The sequence below is a fragment of the Paracoccus lichenicola genome (assembly GCF_009708075.1).
Lineage (GTDB): Bacteria > Pseudomonadota > Alphaproteobacteria > Rhodobacterales > Rhodobacteraceae > Paracoccus > Paracoccus lichenicola.
The window spans coordinates 142,324-165,234 of the sequence record NZ_WMBT01000002.1; the positions used below are offsets into that span (position 1 = coordinate 142,324).

A 22,911-nucleotide genomic window follows, 5' to 3' on the forward strand; every position below is an offset into this window, starting at 1 on the left:
GCGCTACTCGGCCGCCAGCGAGGGCGCATGGCGCGCGGCCGCCATGCGGGACAACTCGCCCATCAAAGGCGAGGAGCGCGCGATCGGGTTCGTCAGGTAGAAATCCTTGACGGCATAGCGGAAGCTGGCCTTGCCCATATCCAGCCGGTCGAGCGCGCGCCATTCGTTTTCCGGAACCTGGTCGATCATGGCCAGATGCGGCACGGCCGCGACCAGGGCGCGGCGCAACTGCGTCAGGCTGTCCCAGGGCAGGGTCTGGCCCAGCTCGGCGGATAGCGCGCGCAGGATCGCCCAGTTTTCCTTGGCCTCGCCCGGCGCGAAGTTCGCGCGCAGGGCAATCTGCGGGCGGCCCTCGGTGTTCACGAACAGCCCGTTTTCTTCCGTGTAGCAGGCGGCGGGCAGGATGATGTCGGCCCGATGCGCGCCCCGGTCGCCGTGGCTGCCCTGATAGATCACGAAGGCGCCGGGGGCCACGTCCACCTCGTCCGCGCCCAGGTTGTAGATCACCTCGGCCCCGTCGATGGCGGCAGCCAGCCCGCCCTCGGTCACCGCGCTCACATCCATCGCGCCCACGCGGGACGCGGCGGTATGCAGGACCAGCAGCTTGCAGTCGTCCAGTTCGCAGATGCGCATGGCATTGGCCAGCACGGCCTCGCCGTCCGCCTCGGTCAGGGCGCCCTGGCCCACGATCACGATGCCGGGCGTGCCTGCGGTGGACTTCAGGTCGTCCTTGGCCAGATGGGACAGCACGGCACGGTCGTTGCCATGATGGTGATAGTCATAGGTCAGATCGACCGCATCCCCGATCAGCGCGATCTGCGCGCCATGCGCCCAGGCCTTGCGGATGCGGGCGTTCAGAACCGGCGCTTCCTCGCGCGGGTTGGTGCCGATCAGCAGGATGCGTTTCGCGCCGTCGATGTCGGCAATCGTCGCGTTGCCGACATAGGCGCCCCGGTTGCCCGCAGGCAGCCGCGCGCCATCGGTGCGGCATTCGACATGGCCGCCCAGGCCTTCCACCATTTGCTTCAGGCTGAACGCGGCCTCGACCGGGGCAAGATCGCCGACCAGACCGGCGACCTTGCGGCCCTTCATGGCCGAGGCGGCGGCAGCCAGGGCCTCGGGCCAGGTGACGGGGCGCAGCTTGCCGTTCACGCGGACATAGGGCTTGTCCAGCCGCTGGCGGCGCAGCCCGTCCCAGACGAAGCGGGTCTTGTCGCTGATCCATTCCTCGTTCACGTCGTCATGGTTGCGCGGCAGGATGCGCATGACCTCGCGGCCCTTCACGTCGATGCGGATGTTGCTGCCAAGCGCGTCCATCACGTCGATGCTTTCGGTCTTGCGCAATTCCCAGGGGCGCGCCTTGAAGGCATAAGGCTTGCTGACCAACGCCCCAACCGGGCACAGGTCGATGATGTTGCCCTGCAGGTTGGATGCCAGCGTCTCGTTCAGATAGCTGGTGATCTCGCTGTCCTCGCCACGCCCGGTCTGGCCCATCTGGCTGATGCCCGCGACCTCGGTCGTGAAGCGCACGCAGCGGGTGCAGCTGATGCAGCGGGTCATGTGCGTTTCGACCAGCGGCCCGAGATCCAATTCCTCGGCCGCGCGCTTCGGTTCTCGAAAACGGCTGAAGTCCACGCCGTAAGCCATTGCCTGGTCTTGCAGATCGCATTCGCCGCCCTGGTCGCAGATCGGGCAGTCCAGCGGATGGTTGATGAGCAAAAACTCCATCACCCCCTCGCGCGCCTTCTTGACCATCGGGCTGTTGGTGCGGATTTCCGAGGGCGCGCCGTCCGGGCCGGGGCGCAGATCCTTGACCTGCATCGCGCAGGACGCGGCGGGCTTCGGGGGACCGCCCACGACCTCGACCAGGCACATCCGGCAGTTGCCCGCGATGGACAGCCGTTCGTGATAGCAGAAGCGCGGGATCTCGATCCCCGCCTGCTCGCAGGCCTGGATCAGGGTCAGGTTGGGATCGACCGCGATCTCGGTCCCGTCGATCTTGATCGTGCGCAAATCGGCCATCGGCTTTCTTCCTTACCTGGCGACCAGAAGCGATCCGGCGATCGTCTTCCGGGCTATCTCTTGCCGCCCCAGACGGCAGAATGTCTCGGGCTGTCCGCTGACAACCCCGTTGGCGGTCATGTAGCGGTCCGCCTCGGCATAGATGCGGCGGCGCTCATCCTTGTTGTCCAGGAAGGCGTCGATCTGCGCCTCGCTATAGCCTTGGTCCAGGGCATAGCGTTTCAGCTTGCGCGCCTCGCCAAAGGCCTTGAGGACACGCGCGTCCAGCGTGGGACAACCCTTGCGCAGCACGTCCGCCACCCGCGCCTGGACCAGGCTGTCGTTGATGTGGCGTTCCTGCGACAAGGGCGGCAGGGCGGCGGCAGGGCCTGTCAGCAACGCAGCGGCAAGCAGGGCGCTGCCGAGCGTCCGGACGCTGACCCGATATGCCGCCCTTGCCCTCATTCCGCAGCCATCGCCCCCATGCGGCCGGTGCGCTTGGCCTTGATGCGGTCCTCGATCTCCTCGCGGAAATTGCGGATCAGGCCCTGGATCGGCCAGGCGGCGGCGTCGCCAAGCGCGCAGATGGTGTGGCCCTCGACCTGCTTGGTCACGTCCAGCAGCATGTCGATTTCGGCGACCTCGGCATCGCCGCGAACCAGGCGTTCCATCACGCGCATCATCCAGCCGGTGCCTTCGCGGCAAGGCGTGCATTGGCCGCAGCTTTCATGCTTGAAGAACTTGGACAGCCGCCAGATCGCCTTGATGATGTCGGTCTGCTGGTCCATCACGATCATGCAGGCGGTGCCGAAGGACGACCGCAACTCGCGCATCCCGTCGTAATCCATGATGGCGTTTTCGCACTGTTCCGCCGTCAGCACGGGGCAGGATGCGCCGCCGGGGATCACCGCCTTGAGGTTCTTCCAGCCGCCGCGCACGCCGCCGCCATGCTTCTCGATCAGCTCCTTCATGGGGATCGACATGGCTTCCTCGACCACGCAGGGCGTGTTCAGGTGCCCGGTCAACCCGAACAGCTTGACGCCCGCGTTGTTCGGGCGGCCGAAGCCCGCGAACCATTCCGGGCCGCGCCGCAGGATCGTGGGCGTCACGGCGATGGATTCGACGTTGTTCACCGTGGTCGGACAGCCGTAAAGCCCCGCGCCCGCCGGGAACGGCGGCTTCATGCGCGGCATCCCCTTCTTGCCTTCCAGCGATTCCAGCAGCGCCGTTTCCTCGCCGCAGATATAGGCTCCGCCGCCGTGATGGACATAGATGTCGAAATCCCAGCCGGACCCGGCGGCATTGGCGCCCAGCAGGCCCGCGTCATAGCATTCGTCGATGGCGGCCTGCAGCGACTCCTTCTCGCGGATGAACTCGCCGCGGATATAGATGTAGGCCGCGTGCGCGCCCATGGCGAAGCCCGCGATCAGCGCGCCTTCGATCAGCGTGTGCGGATCGTGGCGCATGATCTCGCGGTCCTTGCAGGTCGCGGGTTCGGACTCGTCGGCGTTGATCACCAGATAGGACGGGCGGCCGTCGGATTCCTTGGGCATGAAGGACCACTTGAGACCCGTCGGAAAGCCCGCGCCCCCGCGCCCGCGCAGCCCGGATGCCTTGACCTGTTCGACGATCTTGTCGCGGCCGCGGGCAATGATCTCGGCGGTGCCGTCCCAATGGCCGCGCTTCTTCGCACCGGCCAGGCTGCGGTCGCCCATCCCGTAGATGTTGGTGAAAATGCGATCCTGATCTTTCAGCATCCTGCTCTCAATCCTCTCATCCGGGCGTCACGCATTCCTGCGCCGCCAGATACGCCAGGTCACGATCAGCGACCAGACAAAAGCACCCATGGCGGCCAGATCCGCCAGAAAGGCCCATCTTCCGGCCCAGTCGTAATAGCCGCCAAGCGCCTGGACCAGCAGCCACAGGCACATGGCGACGGCGATCACGATGGCTGCCAGACGCATCTGGCCCGCGTCACGATCCTGCCCGGTTCCGCGCATTGCCTGGTTCCCTGCCTATCGGTCCGTCGTCTCGTCCTTCTGCTCCGCTTCCTCGAGGGCGCGGATGCCCGCCGGGTTGCGGTCCGACACCGGGCGCGCCGCCGAGGCCGCCTGCGCTTCCTGCTGGGTGATGCCGGACGCGTCCGCGGGCGTCCCTTCGGACGGGCGCGGTTCGGTTTCGGGCGCGCTGTCGATGCCGGTCCGGTCATCGGACGCAGCCTCGGGGTTGCGAAGCCACTTGGCCAGGATCGGAACCTCGGTCCCGTCGATGCGCTTGACCGTCTCGCCGATGTCGCGGGCAAGCGCCGCGCTGGCGTTCAGGCTGTCGCCCTGCCCCTTGAGGTCCGCCAAGGCGACCGGACCGCCCAGCGGCTCGGACGAGAAGCGCCCGTTCTGCGGACCCGGCAGCGGCACTTGGCCGGCCGAGAAGGCGTCGATCAGTTCTTCCAGCCTGGCGGGCGTCAGATCCTCGTAATAGTCCTTGCCGATCTGGGCCATGGGCGCGTTGGTGCAGGCACCCAGGCACTCGACCTCCTCCCAGCTGAACTTGCCGTCCGCCGACAGCGTGTGCGGGGTGGGCGCGATCTTGCGCTTGCAGACGGCGATCAGATCCTCGGCCCCGCAGATCATGCAGGTAGTGGTGCCGCAAATCTGGATATTCGCAATCGACCCAACGGGTTGAAGCTGGAACATGAAGTAGAATGTCGCGACTTCCAGCGCCCGGATATAGGGCATTCCCAGCAATTCGGCGCAGTATTCGATGGCGGGCCGCGACAGCCAGCCTTCCTGTTCCTGGGCGCGCCACAGCACCGGGATGATCGCCGATTGCTGGCGGCCTTCCGGATACTTGGTCATCTGGGCATAGGCCCAGTCCAGATTGGCGGGCGTGAATTCAAAGCTGTCCGGCTGGACGGGCGAAAGACGGCGGAGCATCAGCGGTCAACCTCTCCGAACACGATGTCAAGGGTGGCGATCAGGGCGGGCACGTCGGCCAGCAGATGCCCCTTGGCGATCCAGTCCATCGACTGAAGATGCCCGAAGCCCGGCGCCCGCAGCTTGGCGCGATAGGGCTTGTTCGTCCCGTCGCTGACCAGATAGACCCCGAACTCGCCCTTGGGCGCCTCGACGCAGGCATAAACCTCTCCGGCGGGGACGCGGAAGCCTTCGGTGTAAAGCTTGAAGTGGTGGATCAGGCTTTCCATGTCGTGCTTCATGTCGCCGCGCTTGGGGGGCGTCAGCTTGCCGCGCGCCAGCACGTCGCCGGCAGGCTCGGCCCGCAGCTTGTGGACGGCCTGCCGCATGATGCTGGTCGATTCCCGCATTTCCTGCATCCGCACCAGAAAGCGGTCATAGCTGTCGCCATTGCGCCCGACCGGGATCTTGAAGTCGAATTCGTCATAGCATTCGTAGGGCTGCGAACGGCGCAGGTCCCAGGCCAGGCCCGAGGCGCGCGCCATGACGCCGGAATAGCCCCAGTCCAGCGCGTCCTGTTCGTTGACGATGCCGATGCCGACCAGCCGCTGCTTGAAGATCCGGTTTTCCGTCAGCAGGGTATCCAGATCGTCCACGACGTTCAGAAACTGGTCGCACCACGCCTCGATATCGTCCAGCAGGTCTGGGGGCAGATCCTGGTGGACGCCGCCCGGCCGGAAATAGGCCGCGTGCAACCGCGCGCCCGAGGCCCGTTCATAAAAGATCATCAGCTGCTCGCGCGCCTCGAACCCCCACAGCGGCGGGGTCAGCGCGCCCACGTCCATGGCGCCGGTGGTCAGGCCCAGAAGGTGGTTCAGGATGCGGCCGATTTCCGAATACAGGACGCGGATCAGGCTGGCACGGCGCGGCACCACGGTGCCGGTCAGACGCTCGATCGCCAGGCACCAGGCATGTTCCTGGTTCATGGGCGAGACATAGTCCAGCCGGTCGAAATAGGGCAGGTTCTGCAGGTAGGTCCGGCTTTCCATCAGCTTTTCGGTGCCGCGATGCAGCAGGCCGATATGGGGATCGGCGCGTTCCACGACCTCGCCGTCCAGTTCCAGAACCATGCGCAGCACGCCGTGCGCCGCCGGGTGCTGGGGACCGAAGTTGATGTTAAAGTTGCGGATCTTCTGCTCGCCCACCAGGGTGTCAGCCGATCCGTCGTCATACTGGTTGGTGCGGATATCGCCGTCCATCGCCTTACCCCTTGGTCTTTTCGTCGCCGGGCAGCACGTATTTCGCGCCCTCCCACGGCGAGAGGAAGTCGAACTGGCGGTATTCCTGCGTCAGTCGGACGGGTTCATAGATCACGCGCTTTTCGGATTCGTCATAGCGAACCTCGACATAGCCGGTGGTCGGAAAGTCCTTGCGCAACGGAAAGCCGCTGAAGCCGTAATCGGTCAGGATGCGCCGCAGGTCCGGATGCCCCGAGAACAGGATCCCGAACATGTCGAAAACCTCGCGTTCCAGCCAGTTGGCGCAGGGATAGATCGGCACCATCGAGGGCACGATCTCGTCCTCGCGGATGGCGACCTTCACGCGGATGCGGTGGTTCTGATACATGGACAGCAGGTGCCAGACCATGTCGAAACGCTGCGGGCGTTCCGGGTGATCGACCGCGGTGATGTCGATCAGCGTCGAAAAGCGGCAGCTGCTGTCGCTGCGCAGGAACTCGATCAGGTCCACGATGCCGGACAGGGTCGAGGTCACGGTCAGCTCGCCAAAGGCGACGGCCGTGTCCAGGACCTGGTCCCCGCAGCGCAGCTTGAGGTGTTCGGCCAGCTGGTCCAGCGCGTCGATGTCGGGATAGACAGCCATGGCTTACCTCACCAGCGTGCCGGTGCGCCGGATCCGGCGCTGGAGTTGCAGGATGCCGTACAGCAGCGCCTCGGCCGTGGGGGGGCAACCGGGGACATAGATGTCCACGGGCACGATCCGGTCCACGCCGCGCACCACCGAATAGCTGTAATGGTAATAACCGCCGCCATTGGCGCAGCTGCCCATGCTGATGACATAGCGCGGCTCGGGCATCTGGTCATAGACCTTGCGCACCGCCGGGGCCATCTTGTTGGTCACGGTGCCCGCCACGATCATCAGGTCCGACTGGCGCGGGGACGCGCGCGGCGCCGTGCCGAAGCGTTCCACGTCATAGCGCGGCATCGAGGTGTGCATCATCTCGACCGCGCAGCAGGCCAGGCCGAAGGTCATCCAGTGCAGGCTGCCGTTGCGCGCCCAGTTGATGATGTCCTCGGTCGTGGTCAGCAGGAAGCCCTTGTCCTGCAACTCGCGGTTCAGGGTGGCCGTCGCGACCTCGCGGTCAGGACCGGCCGTGTTCGCCCCGGTCATCACGCCCATTCCAGTGCCCCTTTCTTCCATTCATAGGCAAAGCCCACGGTCAGCACCCCCAGGAACGCCATCATCGACCAGAAGGCCACGTCCGACAGGCCCGCGAAGCTGACCGCCCAAGGGAACAGGAAAGCCACTTCCAGGTCGAAGATGATGAACAGGATCGACACCAGATAGAAGCGCACGTCGAACTTCATCCGCGCGTCGTCGAAGGCGTTGAAGCCGCACTCGTAGGCGCTGACCTTTTCCGGGTCGGGGTTGCGCACGGCAACCACCACGGCAGCCAGGATCAGGACCAGCGCCAATGCAGATGCCATCCCCGCGAAGACGAGGATCGGCAGATAGTCCTGCAGCAGAGTTTCCACGGGCAAGTTCCCCTTGTCGGCCGCGGAAAAGCTGTGGCTGCCCGCGACGGGTTAGCTAGGCGCCCGTTTAGACCTGTGGGCCAGCGGGGTCAACGGGCGGCTGATGCGGAGGGCAGGCGTGTCGCGCGCACTGCCCTTGCGCCCATATGTCCACCCCGGGCCTCATCTTCCAGATGCCCTTGGCGGTTTGCAGGGGTGACTGCCGTAACGTCACGAACCCGCCCTTGTGCTGCGGCGGAAAAGCAAGGAAGGCAGCCCGGGGGGCTGCCTTCGATCGCCGCGTTCCTTTTGGGGGGCGGATTACATCCCCGCAGCCTGGCAGTCGGCCAGCGTGATGATCTCCATGTTGATCTTGCCCGAGAACTGGTCGGCATCCTGGTTGCCTTCCAGCCCGGTCGTGCCGGTGGCCGTGTTGTCGCTGGCGGCAGCCGCCGCGGCCGGGTTGGGCGCGTCGTCGTCCTGGTTGCCTTCGTTGCCCGTGGTGGGCTGCGCGGCGTCCATCGTGCCCGCATCCGCGTCAGGTCCCGTGCCGGACACCGAATCGTCATCGGCATTGCCCGTGTTGCCGGCATCGCCGCCCGCGACGGTCGCGTTCGGGGCCTGGTCATCCGACCCCATGGCCAGGGTCCGGCAATGCTCGGCCACGGCGGCCATGTCGGCCTCGGTGATCTGCTGCGTGCCGATCATGTTCTGGGCAAATGCGGCAGGGCCGAAGCCGAGAACGGCAGCCAGCGCGATCGAGGCGGTCAGGGTCTTGATCTTCATCTCATTGCTCCATCTGTGGCGTGTAGGCGTTGAATTGCCTGACCAACACCCCAGGTCGCCTGCTTGTTCCGTGTCGCCGGCACACAAGAATGCGGGGCACGGCGGTGGAGCCGTCCCCGGGCCTGGCATTGCATGGCGCCCATGCGTTGCGCTTGGCCCGGGGAGCGGTTATTTCTGGGCGAACCGCGACCGAAAGGACATGGCCTTGCGCGATCTTCGGATTCCCGACCAGCGACACCCGGAAAAGGCCCACCGGCCCGACCAGGCGCAGCCCAAGAAGCCCGCCTGGATCCGCGTCAAGGCCCCCACGTCCGAGGGCTACAAGCGCACCCGCGACATCATGAAGGACAACCGCCTGTCCACCGTCTGCGAGGAAGCGGGCTGCCCCAATGTCGGCGAATGCTGGTCCCAGGGCCACGCCACCATGATGATCATGGGCGAGATCTGCACCCGCGGCTGCACCTTCTGCAACGTCGCCACGGGCAAGCCCAATGCCCTTGACGTGTTCGAGCCGGGCCGCGTGGCCCATGCCGTCCAGAAGCTGGGGCTGAAGCATGTCGTCATCACGTCGGTGGACCGCGACGACCTGGACGACGGCGGGGCGGACCATTTCGCCCAGACGATCCGCGCCATCCGCCACCGCAGCCCCGATTCGACCATCGAGGTTCTGGTCCCCGACTTCCTGAAATCCAGGCCCGGGTCGATGGAGATCGTGGTCGAGGCGCGCCCCGATGTCTTCAACCACAACCTGGAAACGGTCCCCGCGCTTTATCCCACGGTGCGCCCCGGCGCGCGCTATTTCCATTCGCTGCGGCTGTTGCAAAAGGTCAAGGAACTGGACCCGGCGATGTTCACCAAGTCCGGCATCATGGTGGGCCTCGGCGAGGATCGGGGCAGCGTGTTGCAGGTCATGGACGACATGCGCGCCGCCGACATCGACTTCATGACCATCGGCCAGTATCTGCAACCGACGCCCAAGCATCACCGCGTGGACCGCTTCGTCACGCCCGAGGAATTCGCGAGCTATGAAAAGGCGGCCTTCGGCAAGGGCTTCCTGATGGTCTCGGCCACGCCGCTGACGCGGTCGTCCTATCACGCGGGCGACGATTTCGCCCGGCTGCGCGCCGCGCGGTTGCAGAAACTGGGCCGCGCCTGACCTCTTGCAAAAGCTTGCGTCCCGGCATAATCGGAACGCGCAAGGCCCGAGTGACGGAATGGTAGACGTAGCGGATTCAAAATCCGCCGCCGCAAGGCATGTCGGTTCGAGTCCGACCTCGGGTACCAGCCTTTCCCCCGATCCGATGGAAAAGGGCCGCGCGTGGCGGCCCCTGCCTTTCCTCAGGCCCTGACGCCCTGCTTGCGCAGCCGTGCGTTGCGCGCCCACATGTTCAGCCCCTCGACCACCGCCGAGAAGGCCATCGCGGCATAGACATAGCCCTTGGGCACATGGACGCCGAAGCCCTCGGCGATCAGCGTGGTGCCGATCAGCAGCAGGAAGGACAAGGCCAGCATCACGATGGTGGGGTTCTTGCCGATGAACGTCGCCAGCGGGTTCGCGGCCAGCAGCATCACGGTCACGGCCACGACCACGGACACGACCATGATTTCGACATGCGGCGTCATGCCCACGGCGGTGATGATGCTGTCGATGGAAAACACCAGGTCCAGCATCAGGATCTGCACGATGGCGCTGCCGAAACCGACGGCTGCCGTTCCGATCATCGTGTCCTCGTGATCATCGGGATCGACGTGGTGGTGGATTTCCTTTGTCGCCTTCCAGACCAGGAACAGACCGCCCGCGATCAGGATGATGTCCTTCCAGGAAAACTCGTTCCCCAGGATCGTGATCACCGGCTGCGTCAGCTGCACGATCCAGGCGATCGTCGCCAAAAGCCCAAGCCGCATGATCAGCGCCAGGCCGATGCCGATCTTGCGCGCGCGTTCGCGTTGCCCTTCGGGCAGCTTGTTCGACAGGATCGAGATGAACAGCAGGTTGTCGATGCCCAGCACGATCTCCATCACCATGAGGGTGGCAAGCGCGATCCAGGCCTCGGGTTGCTGCATAAGGGCGATGATGTCCTGCATGGGAAAATCCTGTCAAAAAAGGGGCTGTCGGTCAGAAAAGTCATTCCGCCCTCGCCGGTTCCGTTCTTTTCGCAATGCGGCATCATCGCCCGGATGGGAAGACGGAAACGCCGGGCGGCATGATTCGGGCCGGGCTGGCGGTTACGCCGCCATCACCCGTTCGCTTGCCTGGATCAGCGTCGCGGCCAGATCGTCCAGCCACCCCCCTGCGGGCGTCGAGGCGCGGCGCAGCAGCAGCACCTCGCGCGAGGGCTGAGGGTCGGGAAACTCCACCACGGACAGGCCGGGCGCCGCCGCGCGTTCAAGGCGCAGGGCAAGCTGCGGCAGGAAGGTCAGGCCCATCCCCTGCGCGGCCAGGCGGCACAGGGTGGACAGCGAGGCCGCCCCCAGGTCCAGACGCGCGCTGCGGCGGCCCAGGCCGCAGACCTCCAGCGCCTGGTCGCCCAGGCAGTGCCCCTCGTCCAGCAGCAGCAACTGGCCGGGGTCCAGGTCGCGCGGCTCGGGACGCGACCGGCCCAGGCGGGCGATGCGGTCCTGGCTGCCCGCCAGCAGGAAGCGGTCGGTGAACAGCGGCATCGCCACCAGGTCAGCGCTGTCGGGGGGCGTCGCCACGACCGCCACGTCCAGCCGTCCCTGGCACAGCTCATCGACCAGCCGGTCGGTCTGCGCCTCGCGCAGGTGCAGGTCGCGCGTCAGGTCGCGGGCGCGCAGGATCGGCAGGGCCTCGGGCAGAAGATAGGGCGCGACCGTGGGGATCATTCCCAGCATCAGCCGCCCGCCCTGCCCCGGCTGGCGCATCCCCTGTTCCAGCCCGGCCATCGCGGCCATGACCTGCCGGGCATGGGATTCCAGCGCCCGGCCCTGCGGGGTCAACACCACGCCGGACGGGGTGCGTTCCACCAACGGGCTACCCACCTGATCCTCCAGCGCGCGGATCTGCATGGACAGGGCGGGTTGGGTCACATGCATGACCTCGGCCGCGCGGGTGAAATGCCCCTGCTGCGCCAAGGCCAGGAAATAGCGCAACTGCCGCAGGGTGATGTTCATAAGCGCGCCTTATCAATGCAATCGAATTTTCCGATTTCTTTTTATTCGGACGCTCTGCCACAAGCAACCCAACCGCCAACAAGGAGACCGGACATGAGCCAGGACACCCCCCGCCCCCGGATGACCACCACGGCAGGCGCGCCGATCGCCTCGAACCAGCACAGCGAGACCGCAGGCGACCGTGGCCCGGTGCTGATGCAGGACTACCAGCTTCTGGAAAAGCTGGCGCACCAGAACCGCGAACGCATCCCGGAACGCGTCGTACATGCCAAAGGCTGGGGCGCCTTCGGCACCTTCACGGTGACGCATGACATCACGCAATACAGCTGCGCCTCGATCTTCGGGGCGGTGGGCAAGACCACCCCGATGCTGGCGCGGTTTTCCACCGTGGCCGGAGAGATGGGCGCGGCGGACCACGAACGCGACGTGCGCGGCTTCGCGCTGAAGTTCTATACCGACGAAGGCAACTGGGATCTGGTCGGCAACAACACGCCCGTGTTCTTCGTGCGCGACCCGCTGAAGTTCCCGGACTTCATCCACACGCAGAAGCGCCACCCGCGCACCAACCTGCGCAGCGCCACCGCCATGTGGGATTTCTGGGGCCAGGTGCCCGAATCGCTGCACCAGGTGACGATCCTGATGTCGGACCGCGGCCTGCCGCAGGACCCGACCTTCATGGACGGCTTCGGCAGCCACACCTATTCCTTCTGGAATGGGGACGGCGAACGCTTCTGGGTCAAGTTCCACTTCAAGACGCAGCAGGGCCACCGTCATTACACCAACGGCGAGGCCGCCGCCATCATCGGCCACACCCGCGAGGGCTATCAGGAAGCCCTGTTCGGCAAGATCGAACGCGGCGAATTCCCCCGCTGGACCATGTTCGTGCAGATCATGCCCGAACTGGACGCCGAAAAGACGCCCTATGATCCCTTCGACCTGACCAAGGTCTGGCCGCACGGGGATTACCCCCTGATCGAGGTGGGCGAGTTTGAACTCAACCGCAACGCCGACAACTATTTCGCGCAGATCGAGCAGGCGGCCTTCAGCCCGTCGAACAAGGTGCGCGGCATCGGCTACAGCCCCGACAAGATGTTGCAGGCCCGCGTGTTCAGCTATGCCGACGCGCATCGCTATCGCCTGGGCACGCATTACGAGCATCTGCCGGTGAACGCGCCGAAATGCCCGGTCCATCATTACCACAAGGACGGGCAGATGAACTTCTTTGGAGGGGTGACGGGCAGCACGGACGCCTATTACGAACCGAACAGCCGAGGCGGCGCGGCCGAGGATCCGTCCTTTGCCGAACCGCCGCTGCGTCTGTCGGGCGTGGCCGCGCGCCAGCCGCACCGCCAGCTGATCGACGATTACGAACAGCCCCGCGCGCTGCACGACCGGGTGCTGAACGATGATGAACGGGCGCGGCTTTACAAGAACATCGCCGCCGCCATGGAAGGCGCGGACGAGGACGTGATCGAACGCGCGCTGGTCCATTTCGACCGCATCAGCCCGGCCTATGGCGCGGGGATCCGGGCGGCGCAGGCGGAAAAGGCGGCGCATCGCCACGCCGCCGAATAGCCCCAAGGCGTTTGTCACGAGTGGCCTGTTACGGAAAGGGGCGCCCGCATGGCGCCCCTTTTTCCTTACCCGATCAGGCGCGACCCGCTGCCATAGGTTTCCTGGTAATGCCGTTCCAGCCGCATCAGGGCCAGGCGCAGCACGATCTTGCCCGACCGGGCGGACCAGCCCAGGCGGCGCTCGGTCAGTTCGATCCCTTCCAGGAAGCAGCAGACGCGCAGCACGATGTCGCCCATGCCCGGCCCCAGGTCGCGCAGCGCCATCGCCACCCGGTCGCGCGCCGATTCCGATCCGCCGCGATAGCCCCCGCCACTGCGGGACACGTCGATGCCCGAGGTCATGAAGCCCGCCCAGTTCTGCGTGACGCGCGGTCCCATCTGGGCCAGCTCGAAATCCTCGCGCAGGCGTTCGCCCGCCGCGACCATGCCGGGCGACAGGAAGGGCTTGCCCGCGCCGTCGCGCCGGCGCGCCAGCAGCAGCAGCGGGCTTTCGGCGATGTTGACGCGGGCGCGGCGGCGGCGGCGATCCTCGGGGTCCTCGATCACGCGGCTTTCCCAGACACGGTGCCGGTCGGCGTGGTCGAAACCGGCGGGCGCCTCGGCCATGCCGGGGGCGTCGTCGGGGGCCACGGGGCTTGCGTCGGTGAATTCGGCAGGCCCGGGCACCGCCTTGCGCTGGCGCGGCGATTGCAGCATGTCGCGCAGCGCGTCGCGCCCGGCAGGGGCAATGGCATAACGCTGCACCCGCCCCGGCATCGCCGAAGGCACGACCCAACCCTTCAGGGCCATCAGTTCGGCGATCCAGCGTTCCAGGACGGCGGTGCGGATGTCGTCGCGGCTGATGATGGCCTTGTCCATGCCCTCGGCCGTGACCAGCACCGCGCCGGGTTCGGCCAGGCGGCGCAACAGGCGCATGGCCTGCCGGTCGTCCAGCTTGCGGGGGCGGTCCGCGCCCTCGGCCAGGGCGCCATCGACAAGGGGATCGTCGCGCCGCGCCTCGAACCGGCGGATGCGGCGCAGGATGGTGGAGGCGTGGCAGCCCTCGGACCGGGCCAGGGCGCGGATCGACTGCCCTTCCTCGACATGGCGCAGGTAAAGGCGCGCGTCGTCGGGCAGGTCGTCAGGGGGGGTGGGGGCGGTCCCGGTCGGCGAACGGTGCTCCGCGGCAAGGCTGGGGAAGGCGAAATCACCGGTCAAAAGCGTCATGTCTGGTCCCTTGTCATCCTTGGCAGCCGGGGGAAACTGAAACTACCTGAGGTTGCGTTAAACGTGGTTAATGGAACGGCTGGTCTTCAGCAGATAGCCGCAACATTCCCTAACAAACCCTAAAGATACGTTGCCCGACCGAACGCTGCGACAAGGCAGCAGGCAACACCCGTTAAAGCTGTGTGAAGCTGGTCTCACCAACACCAATGGGACAGTTCAAAAATGAGCTACATGCCGAACGTGATCGCCTTCCGTCCCCGCCCCGTGGCCGAGCCTTTGCGCCGCCCCCGCATCCTGATCCGCGCCGCCCGCGAGGGGCAGGCAGGCTGGCGGCGCGACCGCGACCTGAAGCGGCTGCTGCGCACCGATCACTGCCCCGCCCCCGGCGCCTGCCTGCCCCGCCTGCGCGCCGAGGAGGCCGCCCTGAACGAGGCCCGGCTGCAACGCGCGGCGGAATACGACATGCACCGCCACGTCCTGCTGATGATCGCCATCCTGGCCGAGATACGCGCGGCGGTGGCCGATGCGCCGGTCTGGGCGGGCGCGGGCATGGGCGCGGCGATGCTGGCGCAGATCGGCGCGGCGCTCAGCGGCCCCGCAGCAGCGATCCCAGCACGCCCCTGACGATGGCCTGGCCGGATTTCGTGCCAAGCTGCCGCGCCAGGCTCTTGCCGAAGGTTTCCACGATCGAATCGCTGCGGGACGACGGGGAACGCGCCTCGTCCCGCGGCTGATACCGGCGGGCGTTGCGGTATTCGGCGCGGTTCATGTCGAACAGCGCCTCGTCCTTGGCCTTGGCCGCGTCGCTGGTCCTGCGCGCCAGCAGTTCATGCGCGGAGTCGCGGTCGATGGTCCTGGCATACTTGATGCCCATGGGGGACGCCGCCATCACCCCGGCCCGTTCCGCGTCCGTGATCGGTCCCATGCGGCTGAAGGGCGGGCGGATCAGCGTGCGCTGCACCATGCCCGGCACGCCCTTGTCCTCCAGCAGGGATGTCACGGCCTCGCCCGTGGCGACATGCTGGATCGCGTCGGCGGTGTCGAAGCCGGGGTTGGCGCGATAGTTTTCCGCCGCCATGCGCAGCGCCTTCTGGTCCTTGGGGGTAAAGGCGCGCAAGGCGTGCTGGACGCGGTTGCCAAGCTGGCCCAGCACCCCTTCGGGAATGTCGGCGGGGTTCTGGCTGACGAACCACAGGCTGACGCCCTTGGACCGGATCAGGCGGGCGACCTGCTCGACCTTTTCCACCAGCGCCCTGGGCGCGCCGTCGAACAGCAGATGCGCCTCGTCGAAGAAAAAGGCGACGCGCGGGCGGTCGGGATCGCCCACCTCGGGCAGTTGCTCGAACAGTTCGGACAAAAGCCACAGCAGGAAGGTCGCGTAAAGCCGGGGCGACTGCATCAGCCGGTCGGCGGCCAGGATGTTGACGACCCCCCTGCCCGATGCGTCCCGCCGGATGATGTCGGCCAGGTCCAGCGCGGGTTCGCCGAACAGCCGGTCCCCGCCCTGGTTTTCCAGCACCAGAAGCGCCCGCTGGATGGCGCCCACGCTGGCCGTGCCGACATTGCCGTATCGCAGCGACAGATCGGCCGCGTTCTGCCCCACCCAGACCAGCATCGCCTGCAAGTCCTTCAGGTCCAGCAGCGCCAGGCCCTGTTCGTCGGCCACCCGGAAGGCGATGTTCATCACCCCTTCCTGCGCGTCCGTCAGATCCAGCAGGCGCGACAGCAGCAGCGGTCCCATCTCGGCCGGGGTGGTGCGGACGGGATGGCCTTTCTGGCCCCAGATGTCCCAGAAGGTCACGGGAAAGGCCTGGTAGTCCAGCGGCAGGCCCATCCGCGCGGCGCGATCCGCAAAGGCCGCGTGCGGCCTTGCCTCGGCGCTGCCGGCGCAGGCCATGCCCGCCAGATCGCCCTTCACGTCGGCCAGAAACACCGGAACGCCCGCCAGCGACAGGCTTTCGGCCAGGGTTTGCAGCGTGACCGTCTTGCCGGTGCCGGTCGCGCCCGCGATCAGGCCGTGGCGATTGGCGTATGGAAGCAGCAACCGTTGCGGCGTGGCGTGATCCGGCCCGCTGCCGCCTACCAGGACTGTGTTCGCCTGCTGATCCACCACATCCGCCATGCCTGCCCCCCGTTGCGCCGCGCGCCGATGCGGCGTCCGGCGCAATAATACAAATTTAATGCAACCATGACAGGATGCGAATCGTTCGTCATCAGGCTCGTCGATGACGGACCTTCCTCCCTGTTGGACTGCCGCGCCTTCGGGCGCGGCTTTTTTTGTGATCGGGGCGCCTTCATGGACCTGTTGACGGACGACGGCGGTGCGACTAGCGTATGGATCAATGATGACCGGCCAGTCCGGCAGGGGGAAGACAGCGCCCATGGCGCCGGGGTCGTGGTTCATGCCGCGACCCTTTCGATTTGGCCGTTCGCCTGATGCCGCAGGATCCGTGTCGATCCGGTGACAGGAAGGGATGGCCGGGTTCATGCGTGTCAACGCTTGGTGAACGGCGCATCCAGGAAGCCGCCTGACAAACCAAAACGGACATGCTAGGCCCGCCCGACGCATTGAGCAAAGGGACGAAAACAACCATGCCAATCAAACCCTCGCAGGCCCTGCTGGCCGCGCTTGCCCTGGCCGCGGCACCGGCCTTCGCGCAGGACAACACCGCCCCGGCCGCGCCCCAGGCACCCGCCGAAGCCCCGGCGGCGCAGGCCCCCGCCGCGGCACCCGCAGCGGACGGCGCTGCCGCCCCTGCCGCAGCCCCTGCAACGGCGCCCGCCAATGCGGAACCGCAGGTGGGGCAGTATTACGTCAAGGCCACCAGCCAGGACTGGACCACCCGCTGCCTGAAGGCCGAGCAGGGCAAGGATCCCTGCGAGCTGTATCAGCTGCTGAAGGATGGCGAGGGCAATGCGGTCGCCGAGATGACCCTGATCCCGCTGAAGAACAGCAAGGACGTGGCGGCGGGCGCGACGCTGGTGGCGCCCCTGGAAACCGACCTGATCCAGGGCCTGGGCTTTGCGGTCGGCACGGGCGAGGCGCGGGGCTATCCCTTCAGCTTCTGCGCGCCGGTGGGCTGCGTGTCCCGCCTGGGCTTCACCCAGGCCGAGCTTGACGGGTTGAAGCGCGGCAGCGCGGCGACCCTGACGCTGTTGCCCTTTGGCGGCGATCGCAAGAACCCGGTCCGGCTGACCCTGTCGCTGTCGGGCTTTACCGCGGCCTTCGACGCGCTGTCGGCCTATGCCGACGAACCGGTTCCCGCCGCCGAGGCTACCCCTGCCCCTGCGGCAGCGGCGCCCGCCCAGGAAGCGCCCGCGAACTGATCCGACAGACCCGCCATGAACCGCGCCCCTGACCGGGCGCGGTTTTTCGTGGCCCTATGCCCGGCGCAGCGCGATCACCGCGTTCAGGCCCCCGAAGGCGAAGGCATTGGACAGGACCGCATCGACGCGGGCCTGCCGCGCCTCGTTCGGCACCACGTCCAGCGCGCATTCGGGATCGGGTTCCTGATAGCCGATGGTGGGCGCGATCACGCCGTCGCGCAGCGCCATGATGCAGGCCAGCAGTTCCACCGCCCCGGTGCCGCCGATGATATGGCCGTGCATCGCCTTGGTGGACGAGATCATCAGCCGGTCCGCGTGATGGCCGAAGGCGTGCGCCACGGCGGCACATTCGGTCTTGTCGTTGGCCGCCGTGCCGGTGCCGTGGGCGTTGATGTAGCCCACATCCTCGGGGTTGAGGCCCCCGTCCTGCAAGGCCGCCGTGATCGCGCGTTCCGCCCCCTGGGCGGACGGCATGACGATGTCCTGCGCGTCCGAGGACATGGCGAATCCTACCACCTCGGCCAGGATGTCGGCGCCGCGGGCGCGGGCGTTATCGAAATCCTCGAAGACGAAGACCCCGGCCCCTTCCCCTTGGACCATGCCGTTGCGGTTGGCGGAAAAGGGGCGGCAGGCGTCCTTGGACATCACGCGCAGGCCTTCCCAGGCCTTGACGCCGCCAAAGCACAGCATCGCCTCGGACCCCCCGGTCAGCATGACCTGGGCCGCGCCCGACCGCACCATCTGGAAGGCAAGGCCCATCGCGTGGTTGGAACTGGCGCAGGCGGTCGCGACCGTGAAGGCCGGGCCGCGCAACCCGAACTCCATGCTGACATGGCTGGCGGCGGCGTTGTTCATCAGCTTGGGCACCACGAAGGGATGGACGCGGTTCTTCCCTTCCTCATAGACGGTGCGGTAATTCTCGTCCCAGGTGTTCAGCCCGCCGCCCGCCGTGCCCAGCACCACGCCCGACCGCAGGCCAAGCGCGCCCTGGAAATCCAGCCCGGACTGCGCGACCGCCTGCTTGGCGGCCAGCAGCGCGAACTGGGTGAACTTGTCATAGAGCAGGATTTGCTGGCGGTTGAAGTAATCCTCGGCCCGCCAGGGATGGACCTGCGCACCGATCTGGATCGACAGGCGGTCCACGTCGCGGAACTCCAGCGGACCGATGCCGCAGCGCCCTTCGCGAAAGGCGGCAAGCGTCGTCGGCACGTCATGGCCAAGCGCGTTGATCGTGCCCGCGCCGGTGATCGCCACGCGGCGCAGGCCGTCCGGCCGTTCGGAATTCTTCAGGCTCATGCGGCCTTCTGCGCCACCAGCCGCTCGACGGCCGCGATGATGGTGCCCATGGTCGAGATGTCGAAGTCCGACTTGTCCGGCTCGTTGGCGTTGAAGGGGATCGAGATGTCGAATTCTTCCTCCAGCGCGAAGATCGATTCGACCAGCCCCAGGCTGTCGATGCCCAGATCCTGCGGGGTGGAGTCGTCGCTGATCTGGTCGGGTTCAAGCATGGCCTGTTCGGCGATGATGGCCGTGATGCGGTTTCTGATCTGGTCGGTCATGAAGCCTCCTGCTCAGCCCTTTTCCAACAGTCGTGTAACAGTTTCCTGAAGCTTTGCCACTTGCTGCGCGAATCTCGGCAGGCGGCGCATGGCCTTCTGGATTTCCATCTGCGTTTCCATCTTGACGGCGGGGTTGCCCAGGATCACCCGCCCCGCCGGGACGCGGGTGAAGATCTTGCTGGCGCCGCCCGCGATCACGTCGTCGCCGATCTCGATATTGTCGCTGACGCCGACCTTGCCGGCCAGCACCACACGGTTGCCGACCTTGGACGACCCGGCGATGCCCACCTGCGAACACAGCAGGCAATCGTCGCCCACCACCACGTTGTGGCCCAGCATCACCAGGTTGTCGATCTTGGTGCCGTTGCCCACGCGGGTCGCGCGGATCGTGCCCCGGTCGATGGTGGCGTTGGCGCCGATTTCCACGTCGTCACCGATCTCGACCCCGCCCAGCGAATGGATGCGCGTCCAGTGCTGCTGCTTGATGCCTTCGCGCGTGCCCAGGGTGCGGCGGATTTCCTCGATCCCCGATTCCTCGGGCGTGACGAAGGAAAAGCCGTCGCCGCCGATCACCGCGCCGGGTTGCACGATCAGCCGGTGGCCCGCCGTGACGCCATGGGCGATGCGCGCCCCCGCGTGGATCAGCGCGTCATCGCCCAGGCGGCTGCCGCGCCCGATCGACACATGCGGCCCGATCCGCGCGCCCGAGCCGATCCGCACATCCGCGCCGATCACCACGAAGGGACCGATGGCCGCGCCCTCACCAACCTGCGCCGAGGGGTCGATGATCGCCGTCGGATGGATGCCCGGCGCGATGTCGGGACCGGGATCGAAGGCGCGCGTCAGGCCCGCCATCAGCAGGCGCGGGCGCGGCGCGAAGATCGCGGCCTTGAGGCCGAAGGCCTGGGGGTCCATGCCCTGGGCAAGGATCGCCATGCTGCCGGGCTTCAGCGTCTCGGCGTATTTCGGCGACATCGCCAGGGCAATCACGCCGCCCTTCGGCCCGACCGGACCGGTGGCGCCGGGTTCCGACGCGCCGGTGACGGGCAGGTCCAGGTCGCCCCAGCCTTGCGCGTCCAGCGCCTGCGCCAATGCGCGGATGGTGATTGCCATGGTCGCCCCCCGGACCGCCTTCGTGTCGGAAGCGACTTAGACCTTCCGGGCCTATGAATCCAGCCCGGCCTTCTGGATCGCGTCATACAGAAGCGCATCGCGGCCATAGACATCCTCGAACCGGCGGATGGTGCCGTCCGCGTCGGGGAAGGCCGTGAAATAGACCAGATGCACCGGGACCGGCGGCGTCAGCTTCAGCCAGGTTTCCTTGCCCCGGTCCAGCGCCCGCTGGAACATGGCCTGCGGATCGTCGGTCTGTTTCGACAGCAGGGCATGGGCCAGGTCGAAGGGATCGCCGATGCGGATGCAGCCGTGGGAATGGGCGCGCATGGCGTTGCCGAACAGGTGCTTGGTGGGCGTGTCGTGCAGATAGATGTTCCAGGGGTTCGGAAAGATGAACTTCACCAGACCGAGCGCATTGTCGTCGCTGGCCTTCTGCCGCATCCGATAGGGGAAATTCGCCGCCGTATAGCGGCCAAAGTCGATCCGGTCGCGCCCGATCACGTTGCCGTTTCCGTCCACCACGTCGATATGCGACACCGCATGGCGGTTCGCCTGCAGCCTGGGCAGGTATTCCTTGACCGTGATCGACCGCGGGACGTTCCAGCGCGGGTTGGCCACCACATATTCGATCTGGTCCGAGAATTCGGGCGTCTGCCGGTCGTGTTCGGTGCTGCCCACCACGACGCGGGTGCCGAACACCTGCGTTCCGCCCTCCATGATGCGGGCGGTGTATTCGGGGATGTTGACCCAGACATGACGGGCGTCCAGATCCTCGCCCGCCATCCAGCGCATCCGTTCCAGCGCGACGACGATGGCGCGGCTGCGGGCATCGTCGGGCATGTCGCCGTTCAGGTGGCGGATGGTCTTGGGTCCCGCCACCCCGTCCGAAGGCAGGCCCGCCGCGGCCTGATAGCGCGCGACCGCATCGGCCAGGGCCGCGTCATAGGCCTGCGGGTCGGTCACGGGCGCGGCAAAGCCGATGCTGTCCAGGCGCGCGCGCAGGGCCGCCACGCCCTCGCCCCGCGCGCCGGTCCGCCAGATCCCCTCGGGGATGCGGGGAAGGTTTGCGGGAACCGCCAAGGCCTCGCCGCCCGGCAGAGCGCGTTGCAACGCCAGATAGGCCGGGTGGCGCGGCTGAAGGTCCAGCAGGAACCGCGCCGGGTCCGAGGCCTGGGCGAAATCGTGGATCAGGCGGTCGATGGGCGGACGCTTCACCTCTCGCTTGATCAGGGGATCGACGCTGGCGGGGCGGACCACGCCCCCCGTCATGTCGCGCAGGTATCGCGCGAGGATTCGCGCCTGCGCCACCTCGGTCGCAACGTCCCTGACCTCGCCGGACAGCGCCGCGGCGCCATAGCGGCCCGCCGGAATGCCATGCGCCGGGGCCGTCGCCACGGCCCGAGCCAGCGCATCACGGCGCAGTGCGGCCTGCGGACCCATGAACACGGGCTGCAGCCCGTGGGTGCCGTAATAGGCGGCAAGATCGGGGTTGTCCGCCGCCGCCTGGGCCAGCGCCATCTCGGCCGGCGTGAAATGCAGGCGTGGTGCGGCGGCAACACCCACGGACGGCGCAAGCCCCGCCTGCGGCTGAGCAACCGCAGATTGAACGCCTGAAATCAGAAGAATAGCAGCAAACAGCCTGAAGCCGTACATGATCACCCCGCCCGGTCTTGACCCAAATCTGCCACCCGGACAGGGGATTCACCAGCAAATGCGGGATGTCCGCCGGCCGCTGCGCAGCGATGGTTGCAGCCATGCCACAGCAAGGGGGCACATCCGCAACAGCAGGCTTGCATCGGCAGGATTTTGCCTAACCTTGTGGATATATATCTTTCGACGGCAGGAATCTGTTTCTGAGCGCACGGTCTTTTGACATATTGTTAAGCAGCCGGGGATAACCTTGGTGGCGCCGCAGGGGATGTGGCGGACAAAAGACGAATGGGACAGGCGATCTGACATGACACTCGACCTTCTTTCGCGTCGCGGCATCCTGGGCGTGTTTGCGGCTACAACCGTGACGGCAGCGCCGGTAATGGCCAATGCCTTCGGCTTCCTTCGCGGCGCGGGCGACATGCGCCGCATCCGCATGTATTCGGGAAGGACCGGCGAAAGCCTCGACACCGTGTATTGGGTCGATGGCAAGTACGTCCGCGAAGCCCTGAACGAGATCAACATCTTCATGCGCGACTGGCGCACGGGCGAGGTGATCGGGATCGACCCGCGCACCGTCGATGTCGCCGCCGCCTCGCACCGGCTGCTGCAGACGAACGAACCCTACATGATGCTGTCGGGCTACCGCTCGCCGCGCACGAACGCGATGCTGCGCCGGTCGTCCTCGGGCGTGGCGCGCAACTCGCTGCACATGGTGGGCAAGGCGGCCGACCTGCGGCTGAAGTCGCGCTCGGTCGGGCAGATGTACAATGCCGCCATGTCCTGCCGCGCCGGGGGCGTGGGCAAGTATTCGCGGTCGAACTTCGTCCACATGGACTGCGGTCCGGTTCGTACCTGGGGCGGCTGAACAGCCCCGGACACGGTTCGCTTGACC

The 22,911-nt window shown here is 66.8% G+C and carries 23 protein-coding genes and 1 tRNA gene; 6 read left to right on the top strand and 18 right to left on the bottom strand.

All coding sequences use genetic code 11. The annotated features are described in order from the left end of the window. Window positions 1-3 precede the first annotated feature (3 nt). The 10 genes from nuoG to GIY56_RS04210 form a co-directional block, all read right to left on the bottom strand. Window positions 4-2,022: an NADH-quinone oxidoreductase subunit NuoG gene (nuoG, locus tag GIY56_RS04165; RefSeq protein WP_154763559.1), complete on the bottom strand. Its 2,019-nt coding sequence runs from the start codon at window positions 2,020-2,022 to the stop codon at window positions 4-6. Between the two features lie 12 nt (window positions 2,023-2,034). After that, the gene (locus GIY56_RS04170) at window positions 2,035-2,400 is read right to left on the bottom strand and encodes a DUF5333 domain-containing protein (protein WP_230312273.1); all 366 of its coding nucleotides are present in this window, start codon (window positions 2,398-2,400) and stop codon (window positions 2,035-2,037) included. A 62-nt stretch (window positions 2,401-2,462) separates the two neighbouring features. Continuing rightward, the gene (gene nuoF, locus GIY56_RS04175; protein ID WP_154763561.1) at window positions 2,463-3,758 is read right to left on the bottom strand and encodes an NADH-quinone oxidoreductase subunit NuoF; all 1,296 of its coding nucleotides are present in this window, start codon (window positions 3,756-3,758) and stop codon (window positions 2,463-2,465) included. A 27-nt stretch (window positions 3,759-3,785) separates the two neighbouring features. Next, a complete protein-coding gene (locus GIY56_RS04180; protein WP_154763562.1) occupies window positions 3,786-4,001 on the bottom strand; it encodes a DUF5337 domain-containing protein in 216 nt (71 codons plus the stop codon). A 15-nt stretch (window positions 4,002-4,016) separates the two neighbouring features. Then, on the bottom strand, window positions 4,017-4,934 hold the full coding sequence (nuoE, locus tag GIY56_RS04185) for an NADH-quinone oxidoreductase subunit NuoE (protein ID WP_154763563.1): 918 nt from the start codon (window positions 4,932-4,934) through the stop codon (window positions 4,017-4,019). Beyond that, the gene (locus tag GIY56_RS04190; protein WP_154763564.1) at window positions 4,934-6,172 is read right to left on the bottom strand and encodes an NADH-quinone oxidoreductase subunit D; all 1,239 of its coding nucleotides are present in this window, start codon (window positions 6,170-6,172) and stop codon (window positions 4,934-4,936) included. The genes nuoE and GIY56_RS04190 overlap by 1 nt, the downstream gene beginning before the upstream one ends. A 4-nt stretch (window positions 6,173-6,176) precedes the next feature. Beyond that, the gene (locus tag GIY56_RS04195; RefSeq protein ID WP_154763565.1) at window positions 6,177-6,794 is read right to left on the bottom strand and encodes an NADH-quinone oxidoreductase subunit C; all 618 of its coding nucleotides are present in this window, start codon (window positions 6,792-6,794) and stop codon (window positions 6,177-6,179) included. 3 nt (window positions 6,795-6,797) lie between these two features. Next, the gene (locus GIY56_RS04200) at window positions 6,798-7,331 is read right to left on the bottom strand and encodes a NuoB/complex I 20 kDa subunit family protein (RefSeq protein WP_154763566.1); all 534 of its coding nucleotides are present in this window, start codon (window positions 7,329-7,331) and stop codon (window positions 6,798-6,800) included. After that, window positions 7,322-7,687, bottom strand: coding sequence for an NADH-quinone oxidoreductase subunit A (locus tag GIY56_RS04205; RefSeq protein ID WP_328288436.1), 366 nt, complete (start codon window positions 7,685-7,687; stop codon window positions 7,322-7,324). Before GIY56_RS04205 ends, GIY56_RS04200 begins: the two co-directional genes overlap by 10 nt. Window positions 7,688-7,987: 300 nt before the next feature. Beyond that, on the bottom strand, window positions 7,988-8,452 hold the full coding sequence (locus tag GIY56_RS04210; protein WP_154763567.1) for a hypothetical protein: 465 nt from the start codon (window positions 8,450-8,452) through the stop codon (window positions 7,988-7,990). 199 nt (window positions 8,453-8,651) lie between these two features. On the opposite strand from GIY56_RS04210, the gene lipA reads away from it, so the two are divergent. Together lipA and GIY56_RS04220 are read left to right on the top strand one after the other, a co-directional pair. Continuing rightward, window positions 8,652-9,608, top strand: coding sequence for a lipoyl synthase (gene lipA / locus GIY56_RS04215; RefSeq protein ID WP_154763568.1), 957 nt, complete (start codon window positions 8,652-8,654; stop codon window positions 9,606-9,608). A gap of 44 nt (window positions 9,609-9,652) precedes the next feature. Further along, window positions 9,653-9,736: transfer RNA gene (locus GIY56_RS04220), tRNA-Leu, on the top strand. Window positions 9,737-9,790: 54 nt separating this feature from the next. Here GIY56_RS04220 and GIY56_RS04225 read toward each other — a convergent pair. Both GIY56_RS04225 and GIY56_RS04230 read right to left on the bottom strand, forming a co-directional pair. Next, on the bottom strand, window positions 9,791-10,537 hold the full coding sequence (locus GIY56_RS04225; RefSeq protein ID WP_154763569.1) for a TerC family protein: 747 nt from the start codon (window positions 10,535-10,537) through the stop codon (window positions 9,791-9,793). Window positions 10,538-10,678: 141 nt separating this feature from the next. Then, a complete protein-coding gene (locus tag GIY56_RS04230) occupies window positions 10,679-11,584 on the bottom strand; it encodes a hydrogen peroxide-inducible genes activator (protein ID WP_154763570.1) in 906 nt (301 codons plus the stop codon). A 93-nt stretch (window positions 11,585-11,677) separates the two neighbouring features. Between GIY56_RS04230 and GIY56_RS04235 the strand changes: the two genes are divergently transcribed. Further along, window positions 11,678-13,159, top strand: coding sequence for a catalase (locus GIY56_RS04235; RefSeq protein WP_154763571.1), 1,482 nt, complete (start codon window positions 11,678-11,680; stop codon window positions 13,157-13,159). Window positions 13,160-13,224: 65 nt separating this feature from the next. On the opposite strand, the gene GIY56_RS04240 is transcribed toward GIY56_RS04235, so the two are convergent. Continuing rightward, the gene (locus GIY56_RS04240) at window positions 13,225-14,364 is read right to left on the bottom strand and encodes a DUF6456 domain-containing protein (RefSeq protein ID WP_230312274.1); all 1,140 of its coding nucleotides are present in this window, start codon (window positions 14,362-14,364) and stop codon (window positions 13,225-13,227) included. A gap of 222 nt (window positions 14,365-14,586) precedes the next feature. Between GIY56_RS04240 and GIY56_RS04245 the strand changes: the two genes are divergently transcribed. Further along, window positions 14,587-14,988, top strand: a complete 402-nt coding sequence (locus GIY56_RS04245; protein WP_196053541.1) for a DUF6477 family protein — start codon at window positions 14,587-14,589, stop codon at window positions 14,986-14,988. Here the strand turns inward: GIY56_RS04245 and GIY56_RS04250 are convergent. Further along, window positions 14,951-16,486: a helicase HerA-like domain-containing protein gene (locus tag GIY56_RS04250; RefSeq protein ID WP_154763572.1), complete on the bottom strand. Its 1,536-nt coding sequence runs from the start codon at window positions 16,484-16,486 to the stop codon at window positions 14,951-14,953. The genes GIY56_RS04245 and GIY56_RS04250 overlap by 38 nt on opposite strands. 470 nt (window positions 16,487-16,956) lie before the next feature. On the opposite strand from GIY56_RS04250, the gene GIY56_RS04255 reads away from it, so the two are divergent. Further along, the gene (locus tag GIY56_RS04255; RefSeq protein WP_154763573.1) at window positions 16,957-17,691 is read left to right on the top strand and encodes an invasion associated locus B family protein; all 735 of its coding nucleotides are present in this window, start codon (window positions 16,957-16,959) and stop codon (window positions 17,689-17,691) included. A gap of 54 nt (window positions 17,692-17,745) precedes the next feature. Here the strand turns inward: GIY56_RS04255 and GIY56_RS04260 are convergent, their stop codons facing one another. From GIY56_RS04260 to GIY56_RS04275, 4 genes are read right to left on the bottom strand one after another with little or no spacing between them, the layout of a single operon-like run. Next, window positions 17,746-18,954 carry a beta-ketoacyl-[acyl-carrier-protein] synthase family protein gene (locus GIY56_RS04260; RefSeq protein ID WP_154763899.1) on the bottom strand — a complete coding sequence of 403 codons (1,209 nt, stop codon included), beginning with the start codon at window positions 18,952-18,954 and terminating at the stop codon, window positions 17,746-17,748. 29 nt (window positions 18,955-18,983) lie between these two features. Next, window positions 18,984-19,250 carry an acyl carrier protein gene (locus tag GIY56_RS04265; protein WP_154763574.1) on the bottom strand — a complete coding sequence of 89 codons (267 nt, stop codon included), beginning with the start codon at window positions 19,248-19,250 and terminating at the stop codon, window positions 18,984-18,986. Between the two features lie 12 nt (window positions 19,251-19,262). Further along, a complete protein-coding gene (lpxD, locus tag GIY56_RS04270; RefSeq protein ID WP_154763575.1) occupies window positions 19,263-20,363 on the bottom strand; it encodes a UDP-3-O-(3-hydroxymyristoyl)glucosamine N-acyltransferase in 1,101 nt (366 codons plus the stop codon). A 51-nt stretch (window positions 20,364-20,414) separates the two neighbouring features. Then, the gene (locus GIY56_RS04275) at window positions 20,415-21,929 is read right to left on the bottom strand and encodes a L,D-transpeptidase family protein (protein WP_328288437.1); all 1,515 of its coding nucleotides are present in this window, start codon (window positions 21,927-21,929) and stop codon (window positions 20,415-20,417) included. 394 nt (window positions 21,930-22,323) lie between these two features. On the opposite strand from GIY56_RS04275, the gene GIY56_RS04280 reads away from it, so the two are divergent. Beyond that, the gene (locus GIY56_RS04280; RefSeq protein ID WP_154763577.1) at window positions 22,324-22,884 is read left to right on the top strand and encodes a YcbK family protein; all 561 of its coding nucleotides are present in this window, start codon (window positions 22,324-22,326) and stop codon (window positions 22,882-22,884) included. Window positions 22,885-22,911: the final 27 nt, after the last annotated feature.